Origin of the sequence: Mycoplasma paraquilae, assembly GCF_048284415.1 — a bacterium.
Taxonomy (GTDB): Bacteria; Bacillota_I; Bacilli_A; order Mycoplasmatales; family Metamycoplasmataceae; genus Mycoplasmopsis.
Genome location: NZ_JBLVZU010000001.1, coordinates 223059 through 242180, shown reverse-complemented (window position 1 = coordinate 242180; position 19122 = coordinate 223059). Strand labels below are relative to the sequence as shown.

Sequence of the window (19122 nt, the reverse complement as noted above, 5' to 3'; positions counted from 1 at the left end):
ACTGTGTGGATAAGTAATTAAATTTCATCCTCTTCATCGATGTCAAGTTCATCATTTTCAACTTCGCCAAAGATTGATTTCTTGGTCCTTTCAAGTTCTTGAATAAGTGATTTGCGAAGTTTTTTACCATTAGTTTCGCCTTCCATTTCACTTTCATCTTTATTATTTGTGAATTTAATTTTAGCTTTATTTAATTTTGGATCTTGAGGTTCATCTGTGTAGATTATTGTAGGTATAATAATTGGCTCTCTACGTTTTTCTTTATAGAATAAAGTAGCTAAGCGTTCACGCACAATTGCTTCTAGTTCTTCGGTGGTTCAATTTTCATTATTCTTAATGTGGTATAGCACAGCTCCATGAGCAACTCTCTTAGCTTCTTCTATTAATTCTTTTGAAGTTTTAACAAAGAAACTTCCACGAGTTACAATTTGAGGACGAGTTAGGATTGTATTTTTATTTCTATCTAACAGAAAAATAATGTTAACAAATCCTGAATCTTTTAACTGCGCTCTATCTGCTAGAATATGTTCTGAAACACTTAAAACAGTATTCCCATCAATATAAATTGGACCATATTCCACAAAACGTTCTGTTGGAGTAATTACATTATTTAGCATTTCAAAAATTTGACCTTTTTGAGGAATCATAACATTTTCTTTTTTAACACCATTAGCAACAGCTGTTTGACCATGCACAAGCGACATTCTATAATCACCATGATATGGTAAAAAGTATTTTGGTTTAGTTAATGTAAAAATCTTATCATGTTCTCATTGGTATGCATGCCCTGATGTATGCAAGTAACCATCAACACCATTTTCTTTAATAATAGCCCCTAATTTATAAAGTCTATTAACAAGTAATTCTACCACCATTCTATTTCCGGGAATTGGACTAGAAGAGAAAATGATTAAGTCTCCTTTAGTAATTTTAATAGTTGCATGCTTACCATAACTCATTCTTGATAAAGCTGCAAGTTGTTCTCCTTGTGAACCAGTTGTCAAGATAACTAAATCAGAATCTTTTACATTAGCAAGGTCTTTTTTATCAATAATAACATCATTACCAACGTTAATGTATCCTAATTTGCGACCAATTTTAACTCCTTGAATCATTGAACGTCCAAAAGTAATAACCTTTTTATTAAGTTTAGCAGCTAGTTCAATAATAACTTTTACTCTAGTTAAGTTTGAAGCAAATGCAGTAATAATAATTTTCTTTTTAGCTGAACGCATGTGACGTTCAATATCGGTTAAAATATCAGATTCACTTGGTGAGTGATTTGGACGCATTGCGTTGGTTGAATCAGAAAGCAGAACTGTTAATCCATCTTTTCCGATTTCATCCAATCTAGCAAAGTCAGTGTAATTTCCGATTGGTGTATAATCGAATCTAAAGTCTCCAGTACACATAAGTGAACCATTTGGGGTAGTTAATCTAACTCCAAAAGCATCCGGAATTGAATGTTGAGCTGTTCAAAAGTCTGCACGACATCCAAGTGGAAATTTATAAACCTCATTCTTTTCAATTTCGATAAATTCTATCTCTTTTTTAATTCTGTTTTCTTCGAATTTTAATTTAAGATATTGAATTGCTATTCTTGGCGCAAAAATCTTTTTAACTCTAGTTTGTTGTACTAAATATACAACACCACCAATGTGATCTTCGTGACCATGAGTAATGAATAAACCTTCAATTTTCTTTTCGGGTCTGTTTAAGTATGAATAGTTTGGGATAATTCCTTTAACACCTGTATTGAATGTATCGGCAAATTTAATACCTGAGTCGATAATAAAAATGTGATTATGGTGATCAACAACTAAGGTTGATTTACCAATTTCTTCAACACCACCTAAAGCAAAAATTTCTGTAGGTTGTTTTTGTTTCATAATAACTCCTTAAAAAATTATGTGAAATTAAGATAATGAAAAAACGCTTCATTAAAATTAATTATTATCTTTTGAAATAAGTGAATAAAATACATAAATGTATTTATCATGATAATTATATAGTAAAAGTGTTTTTTATTAATAAATAAGGCTATAAATATATTCAAAACCATTTTACCTTGCATAATGGCTCAAAAATACATTTTTTGTTTCTAAATAAAAGCTACATTTATTTTTCCTTTTGTTTTACAAAGCTAAAATACCAACTTTTTTGCATATTGAAAAAGCTAAATTTTATATAATTTTTAAGATATAAATAAGGAGATATATATGAAAATTAAAAATAAAGTTTTACTAAGCATTCTTGCAACAAGCTTAATTGCTACACCATTAATTTACAGTGCTATTTCATTCACAACTAGTGCAACAGTAAAGAAAAACAATATCTCCCATATCCCAAATGCAATTCGTTGCTGCTGCCCAGGTTGCTTACGCGGAATGACTAGTAAAACTATTACAATAAATTCAAGTTATAAGGACTCAACTTTTTAAACTTATAAATATTAAAATAAAGGAAAAATATGAAAAAACTAACTAAAATACTAATCCCACTTACTTTATCATCTACAGTGTTTATGCCTTTAGTAGCTGCTCAATGTGGTACTCAAGCTTCAAGTGAAGAAAATATGGTTTCATTAGCAAAAAGCATTGACACATTTATGAAAGATAAAAAACAAAATTCAAAAACTTTTGATGTTAATGTAGTTGTTTCAAGCTTTATGCCACTAAATAATAACACTCCAGAAATAACAAGCATTTCAAACACAATGCATCCAATGATGAATATAAATAGTCTATTATCACAATCATTACAATCTATGAACAACATAAATGAATCAGATTTTGCAAATTTTAGCAATTTTTATAAAGATATTTTAAATATGCCAGCTGATTTCTTTAAAATGTCAATCGGCAACGCAAAATCACCGTTAAAATATTTAGCAAATGCTGGGGAAGCAAGTGGAACTGATTTTATACAAAAATTAGACAACTTTAAAGATGCAGAAATAAAAGACCTAGGCACAGCAAATATTAATCTCAATAATATAGATATGAAATCTGTTGAGCAAGCCAATAAAATTATTCAAGATTTAATTGCCGAAACACAAAAGTTTTATAGTAACCCTCAAGCAAAACCAGTCTTACTAAAAATTTCAATTAATGTAAAAGCAAGAATAACACTAAACAAAAAATTAAATTTTGCCACATATGCTGATAATATCTTTAGTAAGAATGTAGATGCTTTATCTAAAATATATATTAATTCAACATTAGGAAATATGAACTCAGCATTAGGCCCATCAAAAGATCAGATTATTGAAATGGTTAATAAAATTGTAGATAGCGCAAAGCATAAAATTTCTGATTTAGATAATAATGTAAATGAGGAGTATGCAATACTAAATACACAAGATTTTGAAGGAATTAAAAAGCTTGGTAAATATCTTAATTCTAAGGATAACGCTATATTTTCAATTGAATTCAAATAGAAAAACATAATTAAGAGAAAATTTTAGGCACATTCCTAAATTAATAGGGGGTGCTTTTTTCATTCAAAACTACCTGTTGCAGAAAAATAAAACAAAACATATTTATCTTCTATTAATTACTATTTTAATTCAAATTTAACATATTAAATAGTTTTTTATTTAATTAATGCTTTTAAATCTTAATACACCATTGGAAGAGTGCACAATCAGAATATAAGTACTATATGATACAATTATGATATTTTTTACTTCAATATGAGTTGAAAATGTAAGAAAGTTTTTATAACTTGGTATAAAAAACACCTTATTACTTTAATATGTAACAAGGTGTACATGTATTACAGCAACATTTAAGCTTTTAATGATAAAAGAACTTAAATTATTTATTAAATAAAGCTGTTTTATATTCAGTTCCATAACGTTTAACTAACTCATGGCGATATGAATTAATTTGATATGGATAATTATTTTTATTGGTTCCATCAATTAAATTATAAGCATATAGAGTATTACTGTGTTTATTTGCTGAATAAAATAGTTTATCAAAGCTGTTTACAAATGAAACCACAACATCACGATATGAGTGCACAAGTCCTGATTCATTAAAATACTTTGTTTCTCCATTGACTATAGAGCCTCATTTTATTCCAATAGGTAAGTTATCTTGATTAACTGCTATAGAACCAGAAGACCCACCGGTCAAATTATTTACACTTGATGAATAAAATTGTAGCATATACCTATCATATAAAATACCATTATAATCTATTGTACTTTTAGGGTTAAATTCTACACTGTATTCAGCTACTGGATCAGTTAGATTGTAATTATAAATATTATCACCGGTTTCATTAAGTTTAGATCAGTCACCATTTATTTCAGTTTTATTACCATCTTTTGCTGGGTAACCCGCAATAAATACATTATTAGGCTCCTTATCAATTTTATTGTTTCCAAGTTTATTATTTATAAAGTTATCTAAATAAATAGCTGTTTTATAACTTTCAGGTTTTAAGTAATTATTAATTTTATTATCTGGGTACATCTTATTGTATTCTTTTAAAATATTTTCAGCCGACATATAATCAACTGAGATATAAGGAAGATTTGAACTAAAGTTTGCCATTTTTCGCTTTTCAACAGCTACCTTTGAAGCATCAACTTGAGCAATAGCGTCTTTAATATGTTGAACATATGCTGCTTGAAGTTGGCCTGTATTAATTAAGGTACTATATTCTTTTCTTACTTTACCACTATTACCTGCAACACTAGCTTCAGGATCATAAAATTGCACTGTTTGTGAAAAGTTTCTTGGACTTCATTTAGCAAATTCATTTAAGTCAACATATCATTCAAGCACAGCAAAATCAGCTGCTACATTACCTTTAACTTTATCTGGTGAAATAAAATTAGTCGCTATATAAAAGTTTTTAGGAATATACAAGGCGTGAGAGTCTCAATTGTTCATAAATTGGTACATGTAATATTGATTTTTGCCATCACTTCAGTTAGGATCAAACCCAATAAAACTGCTATTGGTATGGAATCCATTATCTATTTTATTTTGTTGTCTATTATCAGAATAATCATTTTTATCAATATTTGCATTAGCCACGTGTAAATTAGTGCCTAAATATAAACGATATTTATTATTCCCTAAATTAACATAATCTAATAATCAGGCTGTTCCTAGTGTGTAGGTGTATTCATTACTATTGGCATCATTTTGATTATTAAACACTATTTTAAAAGTACGTTTAAAAATAGAATCATAAATATTGTAGTTGCTAAAGGCTAAATTTCTTTGAGCTTTAATTGCTACTATAAGTTTTTCTACTGTTGCATGATTATCTTTATAAAACTTCGCAATTTCTTCTGTCCTTCTAGTTTTATTCATGTCAGCTTCAAATTTATCTCATAGTTTTTGAATATTTTCTTTAGTTTTATCGCTGTTCTGAATCTTAGAGTTTATGTCACCAAGCTTCCCAACTTTTCAATCTATCGACTCTAAAACACCTATTCCTGAAGAAATTTGTTGCAGCATAGCTTGAATTTCAGCATTTTGCTTATAGTATTGGCTAGTATTAACTCACTTATCAATTTCCGCTTGCAATTGTTTAAGAGCAGAAATTGATTTATTAACTTCTTGTTTTAAATTATTATAGTAATTTCTTATTTGTGCAGATTCATTTCTGACTTGAACCAGCTTTTCTTTTGCCTTAGTGCAAAGTTCTAATAAAATATCATAATTGTCTTTGCTATCACCAACAGCTTCCATTAGTCTTTGCAACTCTTTATAAGCAGGAAGTACATTTATATAATTTATTATGTCAAAATTATCTTTTTCAAATTCCTCAATAGCTTTTAAAGTACTGGTTTTGTTTTCATAAGCTTCTGATCTTGCTTTTTCACTTGCTTTAATCAAATTTTCTTTAATTTTAAGCAAGGTTTGAAATGAACTAAGCAAGTATTCAAAGCTTAAATTAATGTAACTTTTTCTAGTAAGCTGGTCTTTTAAATTTTGGTAGCTTTGTTTTAAATCAGGCTGTATAGAAGCGATATTCATTTGGTCACATTCCGAAATGTTTAAAGAAATGTAAGATCAAATATTAAATTTTAAATTATCACTAGCTTGACTAATTAAATTAGGTAAATTAAGTTGCTTATTATCGATAATTGGATTATAAGACACTTGGTATTTCGAAATAAGATTGAATGATTTTGCATAGCTTTCAAGTTTTCTATTGTATTGTTGAATAACTTGATTTTTGTTACGATTGATTAAAAACATTAATTCTTTTAAATATTCAATTAAATTTTTAAATTTATTCGTTGGCAATGTAATAGAATGACTTTCTAATTCGCTATTTATAATATTAAGTTTAGTAATTGAGTCTGTATATAAACTAATTGCTGACGTAAGTGCACTTGAATAACTAGCAGATAAGATAGCATCATTTTCTTTATTATTATCATTTTTAATGTCATTTACAGCTAGTTTTAATGCCTCAAACTCTAAAGCACATTCGGTTTGAAGTGGCAAGTCTGCTTCATAAATGGCTAATAAATTTTTAGCATTTGTATGCTTAGATGATTGACTGTTTGATTCCAATAACAAGGATTCAAGACTAACAATCTTTTTATTTTTGTTACTAATTTCTATTTCATGTTCTTTAAGCAACTTAATTTTTTCATTTTTAAGCTCACCAACTTGGTGATTTAGCGCTAATTTCTCCTGGCTTAAAATATCTATAATTTTCTTATTTTGGTTAATTTCATTTTGCTTTTTGGTTAAATTTTGTTCACTTTGTTCCATCTCTTTCTTTAACTGTTCAATTTGTGCATTTAAACTATTAATATTACTCTCTAACTCTGTAAGATAGGCTTTTTTGACTTCTAAACTCTTGTTTAATTTATCTATTGTATCTTGATTTGAACTCATTGAACTTTTAAGTTCTTCTAATTCAGCTTGATTAGTTTTGATCTGATTTTGGTAACTTATTTTTAAATCATTAATGCTATTAATTTTATCCAGTAATTGATCAATTTGGCTTTTTAATTCAATATTTTTAATTTTATTATTGTTTTTTAAAGTTTCTAGCTCAATATTTAATTGAGCAATATTTTCTTGGTGCTGTTTAATTTGAATATCTTTTTTAGCTAGTTGTTGGTCATATGTTTTTTTAGTTGTTTCTAATTCAGAAATTTTAGCATTTAAAGAAGTCTGAACAATTTCATTTTCATGTTCAAGTTCTTTAATTCGTTCAATTAATTTTTGGTCAGATCCAAAATTTACATAATCGCAAGCTGACGAAACAGCCGGCAATAAAGTTGCTGATGAAGCTCAAAATATTAAAAATAAATTACTCAATTTTTTCATATATAAATTTTATTCTATTATTAGCTATTTTTTTATAAATATGGAAATTATGAAAATATCACTTCATTTACCTAAAAATTCAGCAAAAAAGATTAAAGTTTGATAAACTTTAATTACTTAGTAATTAAATTTATTTAAATCATCAAAATAGGAGAATCATGTTCGAAAATATATTAAACAAACTACTTGACACATCTTTGCGTAATAATTTGGTCAAAATCAAAACCGAAAAATATTTAGCTATTGACTCAATCCAAGAAAATGCAGAGGGGTTATTTTTATTAACGAATAATGATAAAAGCATCCCATCTAAATATGGCATTATGTTGACTGATGTTTCAGATATTGAACTTAGCAAAATGGCTGATAAATTTATCAAATTTAATCGTCTTTCAATCGAAGAAACTGGTATTAACATTTTAAATTTAGCACTTGGAATTTTAAATTGAAAAGATCGTGATAATAATTTAATTAATTCACCATTATTTTGTGTTAATGCTGAATTAAGTCATGAAAAAGATAATTATTTTATCAATGCATCATTTGAAAACATTGAGCCCAACTATACTCTGGCTTTTAAATTTAAAACAGAATATAATTTTGACTTATTAGGAGTATTAGAACAATATTTAGAAACAAAAAATACTTTTGTTGAAATATTAGACAATTTAACTTGATTAGAAAACCAACTTTTAAGCTCATTAAACAGTGATCAAAAGCAAATATCTATTAAAAAGCTTGCATATTTTGGAGTATTTACATACTCTAAAATAAGCATTTATAACGATTTGATTCAAAACAAGGCCCTTCTAGATGAATCAGCTTTTTATAAGCAATTAAATGGTCAAATGCAAAACTTTAATTTTGAGCTAATTTCTGATAAAGATATTGATGAAAAAATTGACTACTTAAATTACTATCACTGCCTTGAATCTGATGGTTCTCAAGAAAAAGCTATTCAAGCTGCTATTCAAGGTCATAGTTTTGTTCTTCAAGGTCCACCTGGGACAGGAAAATCTCAAACTATTAGCAACATTATTACTGAATTAATGTCACGCGGGAAAAGAGTGCTTTTTGTTGCTGAAAAAACAGCTGCTGTTGATGTTGTTTATAATACATTATCGGAAAAGGGCTTTGGAAAGTTTATACTAAGGCTTCATAGTGATGATAATAATAAAGGATTTTGTAAAAAATTACTTGCTGATTATGAAGAAACAAAAAGCTATCCTAAATTAAATAATTCATTCAGAGACGAAATGAATCGTAACATTTCTCAATATGTCAATTTAATTAATGATTATGAAAATATATTAGTAGATAGCGATAAAAACACCACTCCTCTATTCACATTATTTAACAACTATCTTGAAATAAAAAATTATTTACCAATTTCTGAATCTTTTAGCTTTATGCGAAGTTATTCAGAAGAAGAACTTCGAGATATATATGACTTATTAAAAAATTATCAAGGTATATTATATTCATTCAATAAAATTAATTATTCAAAATGATTTTCGGTCATGCGAGCTAGTGAAGTTGACTTTAATAAAATAATTAATTGTTTAAATGTACTTAAAAATAGCTTAACTCAACTCAACTATTTACTAGGTAATAGTGATTATATCTTTATTAAAAATAATGAGTTATTTAGTGAGATTGAAAAAGTCAAAAATATTACATTTGTTTTAACTAAAACCAATTGAAATAAGAAAAATAACTTTACTTTTAATTCTGAATTAAAAACATTAAAAGAAATCTCTAAACTTTATAAACAAATTACAAAATTATTAAGTATTAATCAAGCTACTAATGCTATAAATCAAAATAATATTGCTTTTTTACAGAGCTGATTACAAGAAAATAAAAATAGCTTTTTTAGAGCATTTTCAAAACAATATAAAGCTAACAAAAATGTCTTAAGTGAACATGACTTCAAACTAAATGCTCACATTAGCTCTTATAGAAGTGCTAAAAAGTTTTATAAAGCAAGTTTAAAAGCGAAAAAAATATTTGAAAAGATTCAAAACATTTTACCTTCATTAACTTTTCAATTTGATATTAGTGATATTACTTTGGTTGATATTTTGATTCAAAACTTTGAATCTTTAGCAAACAACTTTACTGATTCAGAATTTAGTTTTGCTGTAAACTACACCAAAGAAGTTGCTCCTGTTGCACGCTTTTCATTCGAACAATTACAAGAATTGATTAACGATATCAATAGAAATTATGAGGAGTTATTCAGAAGCTTCAATGTTGAATTAGATGCCGAAAACTACTATGCAATCATGAATTTTGTTGACAGTTTACTATTAGAGCAAAATAATGGTTATGTGATAGTTACTAAAAATAATATAGAGCTGAAACTAGTTGAATTTGGCCTTGAAAACTATTTAAGTTTCTTACAATCAGGTCACTATGATAGTTTATTTGTAAACACATTTAAATGATCATATGCTAACTGAAATATTAAAAATATTTTAATTAAAAACAATTTAGCCAATGACTTTGTTAAGCTAAAAGACTTGCATGAAAGATATCAAAATGATATTGCTATATTAAATAAAAATGCCTATGCCAATGCCTTGGAAGCTTGCACCAAACAAGTACCTAATTTTCTTGGTACTGAGCGGAGCTATCTAATATTGAAGGCAGAAGCTTCAAAGTCACGTAAACTAAAATCAGTGAAAAATGTCATGTCAGAAGCTAGCGATGCTATCTTACAAATGAAACGTTGCTTAATGATGTCACCTCTTTCGGTGTCAACATACTTGAAAGATTCAAGCGCTACTTTTGATGTCCTAATTATTGATGAAGCTAGTCAAATTAAAACAGAAAATGCTTTAACTTCAATTTTTAGAGCTAACCAATACATTATTTGCGGTGATGTTGAACAATTACCACCTACCAGTTTCTTTGAAGAAAAATCCGATCTAGATGAAGTTGATGAAGAGAACTTTTATGATCTTGACGCATATGAATCAATACTTTCAGCTGGTGCGTCTTTCCTTAAATCAATTGCTTTAAAATGACACTATCGTTCAAAATATGAATCATTAATTTATTCATCTAATACCAATGTTTATGATAATACACTTATTTCTTTCCCAAGTGTTTCAAATGGAGATCGCTTTACTGGACTTAATTTTATTTATACCAATGGTACTTATGAAGAACGGGAAAATGTTTTAGATGCCGATGCTACTATTAAAAAATTAGCGCAAATTATTGACAAGTTTGGTGACAATAAAACTATTGGTGTTATTACTCTAAATATCACTATGGCGAACTATTTGGATAGGCATCTTAATAGATTTTTAAATAGTAATGAAAAATACAAGTCTTTCTTAAATCCTAAATCTAAAACAAAATTCTTTATTAAAAATATTGAAAATGTGCAAGGAGATGAAAGAGATATTATCTTGCTTGTGATTGGATTTGGCCCTAATGCTGAAGGTAAGATTTCACATAATTTCGGAGCAATTAATCAAGATGCAGGATATAAACGTTTAAATGTAGCAGCGTCACGTGCTAAAGAAGCAATGTTTATAGTTTCATCGCTTAAATATAGTGATATTGACACAAATAAAAGTCCAGCACGTGGAGTTGCTTTCTTGAAAGACTTACTTAAAAATGCTGAAGTAGGTGCTCAAAGTGTTACTTCAAACAGTGCTATGACACAAGCATTTAAAGTTCAATTAGCTGAGGAATTAACCAATTTAGGTTACATTGTACATACTAATGTTGGGGCAAGTGATTTTAAAATTGATTTAGCTATTTATGATAAAAAGAAAAACAAGTATGTGCTTGGACTTGAATGTGATGGAACAACATTTGCTTCCTCACGTGTAGCAAAAGATCGCGATTATTTACGTAGTAATGTTTTACAGAGTCGTGGTTGAGTCATTTATCGTATGTGATCAACTGATTGATTTAAGAATAAAGACTTAGAAATGGAACAATTAACTAACTTTATTCAAAAACACCTTTCTTTCCCTGAAGAAATTAAACCTAGCTTAAATGAAACTCTAGAATCAAAAAATCTTATTGAGCAAGTTGCGAAAGCAGATTTTAGAAGTTGTTTCGAACCCTTAATCAATCTAAAAGAAGTTAGAAAAAATACCCTAATTCGCGATAAAGCAATATATCTACAAGAACATATTAATGTAATTTCCCTTAAAGAACTTAAAGTTTTAATTCAAAAAGTCTATACGAATCCAAAAAATATCAATCTAGTATTAGATAACTATAGATTTAAAATTATTAATGGTTTTGCCTACAACACAGGACTAAATAATCAAGAAATTAAATTTAAGACTGCATATGATGCTGATAGACGAGAAATTGGATTTATACATTCTAAAGAGTGAGAAAACTTTTTAGCTAAGGCTAAAGAATTTAATAATGAAATCAACTATGATGAGCTAGCAAAAATTGCTCTTGAGTTACTAGGCTACAAACGTCAAAGTGCAGTTACAATACAACAAGTTATAGACATATTAAGGAGCACTAATGAAAGAGGAGGTAAATAATGCCAGAATATCCTGAAGTTACAGTTGTAACAAACACTCTAAATTCTTTAACTAGTGGTCACAAAATAATAGATGTTAAAGTTATAAAAGATAAATTAATCAAAAATGCTTCTGAAGGCCAATTTATTGATTTCTTAAAAAACAAAACTATAAAAGAAATATGTAATTACGGTAAGTTTATTCTCTTTACTTTTAATGATAATTCTCGCATGATTTCACACTTAAGAATGTCTGGAAAATATTATGTAATAGACATAAACAGTTCAAACCCAATGATGCAAGAAAATCATAACTATATTTATTTTTATTTAGATAACAATACTGTAATGATTTATAATGACGCCCGTATGTTTGGCTCATTTGAAATCATTCCATCAAGTGATACTCGCAGCATTTATGAAATTAAAAAATTGGCTAACTTGCCGCACCAAGTTGATATAGATGATTTATGAAGCAAATTGCAACGTAAAAATATTAGTATTAAATCAGTTTTACTTGATCAATCATTAGTTTTAGGAGTTGGTAACATCTATGCTGATGAAGCTTTATATCGCATTAGAATGTATCCAATGTTAAAATGCAATAAAGTTTCAAAAACCAGATTAGCCCAATTACTTCAAGCTGCTGGAGATATTATGAATGATTCAGTAGCTCTTGGTGGTTCCTCAGTCCATACATATGTATCCGTTAACTCTAAAAAAGGGAGCTATCAGGAAAAATTGCAAGTTTATGGAAAAGAAGGACAACTTTGTTCCACATGTAAACATTCTTTAATAAAAAAAGTAAAATTAGATTATAAGCAAAATGGTCGCGGAACAAGTTTTTGCCCAAACTGTCAAAAGGAAAGTAATGGATAAAAGACTACTTATTGTAGTAGACATGTTAAATGGTTTTGCTTATAAAGGAGCTCTAGCAAGCTCCAACATCGCTAAAATAGTTCCCACTATTGCTGATATTGCTCAGGATTTCGAACACAATTTATTTGTTTGCGACCATCATTCGGCTGATGATTTAGAAATGAAGCTTTTTCCACTTCATTGTTTGGCCAATGATCCTGAATCTGAAATTGTGGCTCCATTAGCTCCTTATGCACAAGAAATTGTGTATAAGAATACCACTAATGCCTTTTGGGACATACCAACAAGAACTTGGGACCTGTATGATGAATTTTATTTAGTAGGATGTTGCACAGATATTTGCATCTTGCAATTAGGATTAACTTTAAAAACATACTTAAGTAAAATTCATTCAGATAAAAATGTAATCGTATTTCAAAATGCACTTGCTACATATGATAGCAAAGAGCACAATGCTGAGCAATATACTGAAATAGGCTTAAAAGCCCTAAAAAATGCAGGAGTAATTATTAAAACATGAGAACAGTAGATTTACACGGTTTAACTTCTGAACAAGCAATGGTTGAAGTTGTTAAACATCTATATGACCTAAAAAGAAATAAAGTTGACTCAGTACTATTTATTACTGGAAATGGTACTGGAACACTTAAGGCTGCTCTAGAAACTTTTTTAGTGAAAAATAAGATTAAATACAATCTTCAAAATGATGGAGCTGCTTACTATCTAGACTCTAGAGATTGCTTTTCTAGTTCAAATTCAAGTTTATATGACGAAGAAGAGTTTGAAGATGAACTGCTGGATGAAGATGATTTAGAAGATATCTTTACAGGTTACAAATTTTAATTTTAATTAACACCCTCGTGGTGTTTTTTTATATATAAATGTGGAACAATTTTCCAATTTCCACATTTACGATGGTTTTTTTATTATAAATATTTAAATTTAATAAAATAATAATAGAAAAAGAATAACACTGATTACTCAACAAATTAAATGTTAGCTTTAAAAACTTTCAGCTATGATGCAAATTTTAGACCATGAATATTCTAATTCTTGATATGGATCTCAAAAAGCTGTTGGATATCCAAACTTAGATTATCTAAAATCAGTTTTAAAAGAATATTATTCTAAATACATAAATGAAGTAGCTGAAATTAAGTATTTTGTTAGAGTTAATCAATAAGGAAAAGATATGAAAAAAATTTGAAAATATTTAATATTAGGAGCAACTACAATTACTCCAATTTGCGCAACGGTGTCATGTTATACACACGATGAAAATCAGTCTCAAAATAATCATCAAAATTATAAAGGTGAAGTTAATAATAATTTAGCCAAAATTAAAGGAATTGATGAATTAATTTGAGATAAGCCAAATAAAGATTTTGATTTAAAAGGATTAAATGCTGCTGCATTAAAACTTTTAAAAAGTAATTCTGCTGACTCAGTTAATGCAAAACAATATATTAAAGACTTAAAAGACATAATCAAAGTTATTAATCGTCATCCGAAAACTTATGTTAAAATCTTCATCGATGAAGAAGATGAAGACATTATTAAGGATTCATGAGTTGCGATAAGTTTGGTTAATAGTTATATTAAATATTTAAATAGTGAAAAATACGATCTTGGATATCTTCGCGATGTTAGAATTCATAACGATGATAATTCTCGCCCAATTTATGGTCCAACATGATCTGAACTAAAACTAGGTTCAATAAATCTTTATAGTGAAATTGGCCAAGCATTATATTTTGATTCATTATTTAAACCTGTTAGTCAAGAAAAAAATATTAATTTAGTTCAAGATGTTATTAATAAAAAAGACAAAATAAATTGAGAAGAATATGGAAAGCAACATAAGAAATTAAATGCAAATAACCGCAAATATGCTATGGACATACTTAGTGGTGTAGATTTATCTGCTCTTTCAAAACACAGCAAACTATTCCCCGCTAAACTTATGCCTTTGTGAAATGTAGAAGATTTAGCAATGCGTGATAATATTGGTGGATATAATGAAACCAATATGCCAAAAGGATTTAATAACATTTGAGATACAAAAATAGAATATATGGCAAAAAAACTAGATCCAGAATTCAATGCTCCTTTATCTTATATAACAAAAGAAGGCAAAATTATTGATGCAATTACAGACTACAAAATTCAAGAAGTTAAATTTACAAGAGGTGATAATCTTCTTGAACTATTAAAACTAAAAGACATTCCAACTTCAATTATTCAAGGATTAGAAAATCTAAAGAATTCTATTCTTGTTGCTGATAATATCGATTATTTATATGGTCATATTAAATACAATAATTTTGATTCAGATATTACTAAAATAAATAATGCAAACTTCAACCAAAAAGTAAAATTCTATAAGATTACAATCCCTGTTCATGTAACTCGTGGTTCACTAGTTCCTAGAGCATATAGACTTTATCGAAAAGATAATAAAGTATTTATAGATTATCAGCCAAGTAAACGCGCAATCAGTAATGAAACAGAATGATATGAAAGTTTTGAAAGCTATTCAAATTATTTTAAAGATACTTATGAAAAGCAATTCGATAGATTTGCGGGTGATAGATTTATATACCCTTCTAAATATGCTGAAAAAGTATATCAAGACATGAAGTCTGATAAACTAACTAAAGAAGTTGAATATCAAGCTTCTGATAAAGTTTTGAATACATTTGAATTTATTATTCCATTCTTAGCAAGCGAGCCTGAGCCAGAAGTTATTTTTAATGCGATGGATTCTCAAACATATTTCCAATTGAGATATGATTTCGCACATAAAATGGAAGAAGATTGAAGCGAAAGAATGATTCCTGAACCATATAAATTTGATTTCCCATTATTAAATGCTTATGGAGATATAGATTCACAAACATCAAACTTTGCTATTCTTCACAATACTACAATTCCCGAAATTGCTGCCTTATTAAAAGAAAAAGGATTATAGCTTTTATCCTATGCTAGTGCATAGGATTTTTTCTTTAAGAAAGAAATCAAAGTTGATAAGAAAAAATCCATCCGGGAGGATGAATTATTTCTTATCCATATTTTCTATTTCTTGTTTAGCAAGATCTAGCTCTTGAATAAGTTCTTTTTTATCATTATAAGTGGCGTTTAACATATTTTCTTTATTATCTGAGTTTAAATTATTGCTTTCTAAAAAAGTTTTTTGTTTTCCTAACATTTGTCTTAACTTATCCATCAATTTTTCATTTAATGTAAATGTAGCAACTAAATAAGCTGCTGCACATAGTAAAAACACTAAAACTGTATCAAATGGGAAAACTAATCATTTAGTTTCAAAAACTTCTTTGTTATCTGGGCTTTTAACACTGTGAGATTGTGGGATTCAAAATAATGTTAAAACAATTCCAATAATAAAAACATAGTTTGAAAAACGATAAATTGATAGTTTCTTATTTCAAGCTAAAATAAATCCATATATCACCACACTAAAACCATAAGCCACTGACATAACTATTCTTGCCCATAGAGGTAAATAATAGTTTGAATTGGGTATAAAAACATTTCAAGGTATGATAATCCCACTGGTCAAAATTAACAATAAACTAAAAGATATTAAATAAATATAAAATAATGTTCTATATCAATTTCTTTTCTTAGTTTTGTTAGTGGTAGTTTTTTGCTTATCCACGAGAATCTCTCAATCTCATCATTTGTAGAATGAAATCAGCTAATGGTAATGTCACAGTTTCTTCTTTTCCGTATTCTCTGTATGAAATAGTTTCGCTTAATCTTTCTTTTTCACCTAAAATAATTTGAAATTTAGATTTAGACATTTGAGCTTCACGAACCTTTTTACCTAATCTTTCATCTCTATCATCAATTTTTGATCTAAAGTCTGCATTAAATAAAATTTTATTAACTTCTTGAGCATATTTAATGTCTTCTGAGTTATTTGTTGCAGGAATAACTGTAAATTGTTTTGGAGCAAGTCAGAATGGTAAAACACCTTTAGTTTGTTCAAGTAAAATAGCAACAAAACGTTCGTATGTTCCGATTAACCCACGGTGAATCATAACTGGACGTTCTTCCTGATTATTTTGGTTAGTAAATGTAATTTGGAAACGTTCTGGTAATAAGAAATCAAGCTGTAAAGTAGAAACAGTAATTTCGTGGCCTAAAGCTGTAAAGATTTGAATATCCATCTTTGGACCATAGAAGGCAGCTTCTCCAATTTTTTCTTCATATTTAACACCTAATTCGTTAAGCACTTCACGAAGTTGATTTTCTGCTTCATTTCACATGTGGTCATCTTCATAGTATTTTTCTTTGTTTTCTGGATCTCTTAATGAAAGTGAAACATATGAAATTTGTATTTTGAAAATTTCAAGAGTTTCTTTAATTAATTGGTACATTGATTTGAACTCTTCAGCAATTTGATCTTTTCTAACAAATAAGTGCCCTTCTGTAAGAAGCATTCCTCTTACGCGTTCAAGTCCTGTAAGTGCACCTGATTTTTCATATCTGTATAATTGTGATTGTTCTGAATATCTAATTGGTAAATCACGGTATGAACGTTTTTCTGTGTTGTAGCATAAAATATGGTGAGGGCAAGTCATTGGACGTGGAATTAAACGTTCATTTTCAACTACAATAGGTCTAAACATATCATCTTTGTAGTGAGCTAAGTGTCCCGAAATTTCATAAAGTTCTTCTTCACCAAAGTGAGGAGTTAATACTTCAGTAAATCCATATTTTCTGTCCATTTTAAGCACAAGGTTTCTAATTTCGTTGTGAATATACATTCCATCTTCAAGTCAGAATGGTAATCCTTGACCACCTAATTTGTTAAAAGTAAAGAGTTTAAGTTCTTTTCCAATTTTTCTATGGTCTCTTTCTTTTCTGTCTTTCAAGATTTCTAAATAAGCATCTAATTCTGCTTGGCTTTCTCATGATGTACCATAGATTCTTGTTAGTTGGATATTGTCACTATTTCCTCTTCAATATGCACCAGCTAGTGATAAAAGTTTAAAGTATTTAATTTTCTTAGTATCTTCTACATGACCACCTGCACATAAGTCAACAAAAACAGTTTCGTTGTTAAGCGGATCAACTAGAGCATAGAATGTAACATTCTTCCCAGCTGCTACTAGTTCATCATATAATTCTTGTTTATAAGGTTTATTAGTAAAATCATATTCATCAATTGAAACTTGTTTCATAACTAAATTGCGTGAAGCTAGTTTTTTCATGTATTTTTCAATTTTAGATAATTCTGTTTCACTTAATGGTGTTTCGAATTCAAAGTCATAGTAAAACCCTTCATCAGTGGCAGGACCAAAACCTAATTTAACATTTGGATAAAGTTTTTCAACTGCTGCACCTAGTAAGTGGCTTGTTGTGTGATTTAAAAATTTATTTGCTTTCATTGTTCTCCTTAAATTAGTGAAATTATAATACTTTTTTTAGTATATATCGTGCTAAAGTAATATAAATTCTAAATATATACGTCTATAATTTAGTATTATAAGTAAAATTCATATAAAAATAAAAAAAATTAAATTTATATTGATAAAATTAATATGTTATAACTTGATTATTTTTATAACATTTTAAAATACAAAATTAACCAAGGAGAAAAATGAAGAAACAAAAGTGATTTTTTTCACTTCCATTAGTTGCTGGTGCATTTGCAGCTCCATTAGCTGTTGTTGCATGTAACGATACTAAAGAAAAAGATGAAGAAATTAATAAACTTAAAGTTGAAAAAGAACAATTAGCTAATGAAAAAGCTGCTAAAGAAGCTGAATTAACTCAAGCAAACAGTGATAAAGCAGCACTTTTAGCTGAAAAAGAACAATTAGCTAATGATAAAACTGCTAAAGAAGCTGAATTAACTAAGGCTATCAAAGAAAAAGAAGAGTTAGCTAAACTAAAAGAAGCTGAGCTTCAAAAACTTAATGCTAAAATTGCAGAACTAGAAAAGATTAATCAATATCAAAAAGAAGAAAATCTAAAACTTCAAAGTGAAAAAGAACTTAAACTTGCAAAAGGTGTTACTGAAGAAAAAATTAATGCAGTTGAAAAAGTTGAAGGAATTGAAGCAATAGTTGAACAAATCAATAAAACTGAAGGTGAAACAATTGATGCTAAAATTCAAAAATTCATTGAAACAAATTACTCAGAAAAAGATAAAGCTGATGAATTATCTATGTCAATTTTACTTGAATCACAACAATACAGAGAAAATGAAAAAGTAAAAGAAGCTAAAATTGATTTTTCAAGACTTGACACCGAAAACTTAAATGATATTCTTAAATTTGCTGTAGATTTAGTAAATGCAGCAAAATAATAATATAAAGCTTATTAAAATATTTTATGTGCCAATTAATGTTTATAATTGGCATTTTTTATATAAAAAAGTGC

The 19122-nt window shown here is 28.1% G+C and carries 13 protein-coding genes; 9 read left to right on the top strand and 4 right to left on the bottom strand.

Annotated features, from left to right (window positions below):
• Positions 1 to 17: 17 nt before the first annotated feature.
• The gene (locus ACNQ12_RS01010) at positions 18 to 1889 is read right to left on the bottom strand and encodes a ribonuclease J (protein WP_418036913.1); all 1872 of its coding nucleotides are present in this window, start codon (positions 1887 to 1889) and stop codon (positions 18 to 20) included.
• Between the two features lie 330 nt (positions 1890 to 2219).
• On the opposite strand from ACNQ12_RS01010, the gene ACNQ12_RS01005 reads away from it, so the two are divergent.
• Together ACNQ12_RS01005 and ACNQ12_RS01000 are read left to right on the top strand one after the other, a co-directional pair.
• Complete coding sequence (locus tag ACNQ12_RS01005; protein WP_418019075.1) at positions 2220 to 2441, top strand: hypothetical protein; 222 nt, start codon at positions 2220 to 2222, stop codon at positions 2439 to 2441.
• A 29-nt stretch (positions 2442 to 2470) separates the two neighbouring features.
• The gene (locus tag ACNQ12_RS01000; RefSeq protein WP_418036911.1) at positions 2471 to 3439 is read left to right on the top strand and encodes a hypothetical protein; all 969 of its coding nucleotides are present in this window, start codon (positions 2471 to 2473) and stop codon (positions 3437 to 3439) included.
• A 379-nt stretch (positions 3440 to 3818) separates the two neighbouring features.
• Here ACNQ12_RS01000 and ACNQ12_RS00995 read toward each other — a convergent pair whose 3' ends face one another.
• On the bottom strand, positions 3819 to 7319 hold the full coding sequence (locus ACNQ12_RS00995) for an MIP family Ig-specific serine endopeptidase (RefSeq protein WP_418036909.1): 3501 nt from the start codon (positions 7317 to 7319) through the stop codon (positions 3819 to 3821).
• A gap of 158 nt (positions 7320 to 7477) precedes the next feature.
• Here ACNQ12_RS00995 and ACNQ12_RS00990 point away from each other — a divergent pair, with 158 nt between their 5' ends.
• The 6 genes from ACNQ12_RS00990 to ACNQ12_RS00965 all read left to right on the top strand — a co-directional run bounded on the left by ACNQ12_RS00990 (position 7478) and on the right by ACNQ12_RS00965 (position 15679).
• Positions 7478 to 11851: a PDDEXK-like endonuclease domain-containing protein gene (locus ACNQ12_RS00990; protein ID WP_418036907.1), complete on the top strand. Its 4374-nt coding sequence runs from the start codon at positions 7478 to 7480 to the stop codon at positions 11849 to 11851.
• Entirely contained in the window at positions 11851 to 12708 is an 858-nt protein-coding gene (gene mutM / locus ACNQ12_RS00985) for a bifunctional DNA-formamidopyrimidine glycosylase/DNA-(apurinic or apyrimidinic site) lyase (protein WP_416754294.1), read from the top strand. The genes ACNQ12_RS00990 and mutM overlap by 1 nt, the downstream gene beginning before the upstream one ends.
• Positions 12701 to 13237: a cysteine hydrolase family protein gene (locus ACNQ12_RS00980; protein ID WP_418036906.1), complete on the top strand. Its 537-nt coding sequence runs from the start codon at positions 12701 to 12703 to the stop codon at positions 13235 to 13237. Before mutM ends, ACNQ12_RS00980 begins: the two co-directional genes overlap by 8 nt.
• A complete protein-coding gene (locus ACNQ12_RS00975; RefSeq protein ID WP_416754296.1) occupies positions 13225 to 13551 on the top strand; it encodes a Smr/MutS family protein in 327 nt (108 codons plus the stop codon). Before ACNQ12_RS00980 ends, ACNQ12_RS00975 begins: the two co-directional genes overlap by 13 nt.
• Positions 13552 to 13726: 175 nt before the next feature.
• Positions 13727 to 13891, top strand: coding sequence for a hypothetical protein (locus ACNQ12_RS00970; protein WP_418019069.1), 165 nt, complete (start codon positions 13727 to 13729; stop codon positions 13889 to 13891).
• 9 nt (positions 13892 to 13900) lie between these two features.
• Complete coding sequence (locus ACNQ12_RS00965; protein ID WP_418036905.1) at positions 13901 to 15679, top strand: hypothetical protein; 1779 nt, start codon at positions 13901 to 13903, stop codon at positions 15677 to 15679.
• Between the two features lie 84 nt (positions 15680 to 15763).
• Here ACNQ12_RS00965 and ACNQ12_RS00960 read toward each other — a convergent pair whose 3' ends face one another.
• Positions 15764 to 16207 (bottom strand): hypothetical protein, encoded by a 444-nt coding sequence (locus tag ACNQ12_RS00960; RefSeq protein ID WP_418036903.1) that lies wholly within the window; start codon positions 16205 to 16207, stop codon positions 15764 to 15766.
• A 172-nt stretch (positions 16208 to 16379) separates the two neighbouring features.
• Positions 16380 to 18125: a threonine--tRNA ligase gene (gene thrS, locus ACNQ12_RS00955; RefSeq protein ID WP_416754302.1), complete on the bottom strand. Its 1746-nt coding sequence runs from the start codon at positions 18123 to 18125 to the stop codon at positions 16380 to 16382.
• A 212-nt stretch (positions 18126 to 18337) separates the two neighbouring features.
• On the opposite strand from thrS, the gene ACNQ12_RS00950 reads away from it, so the two are divergent.
• The gene (locus tag ACNQ12_RS00950; protein WP_418027222.1) at positions 18338 to 19048 is read left to right on the top strand and encodes a hypothetical protein; all 711 of its coding nucleotides are present in this window, start codon (positions 18338 to 18340) and stop codon (positions 19046 to 19048) included.
• The last annotated feature ends 74 nt before the right edge of the window (positions 19049 to 19122 follow it).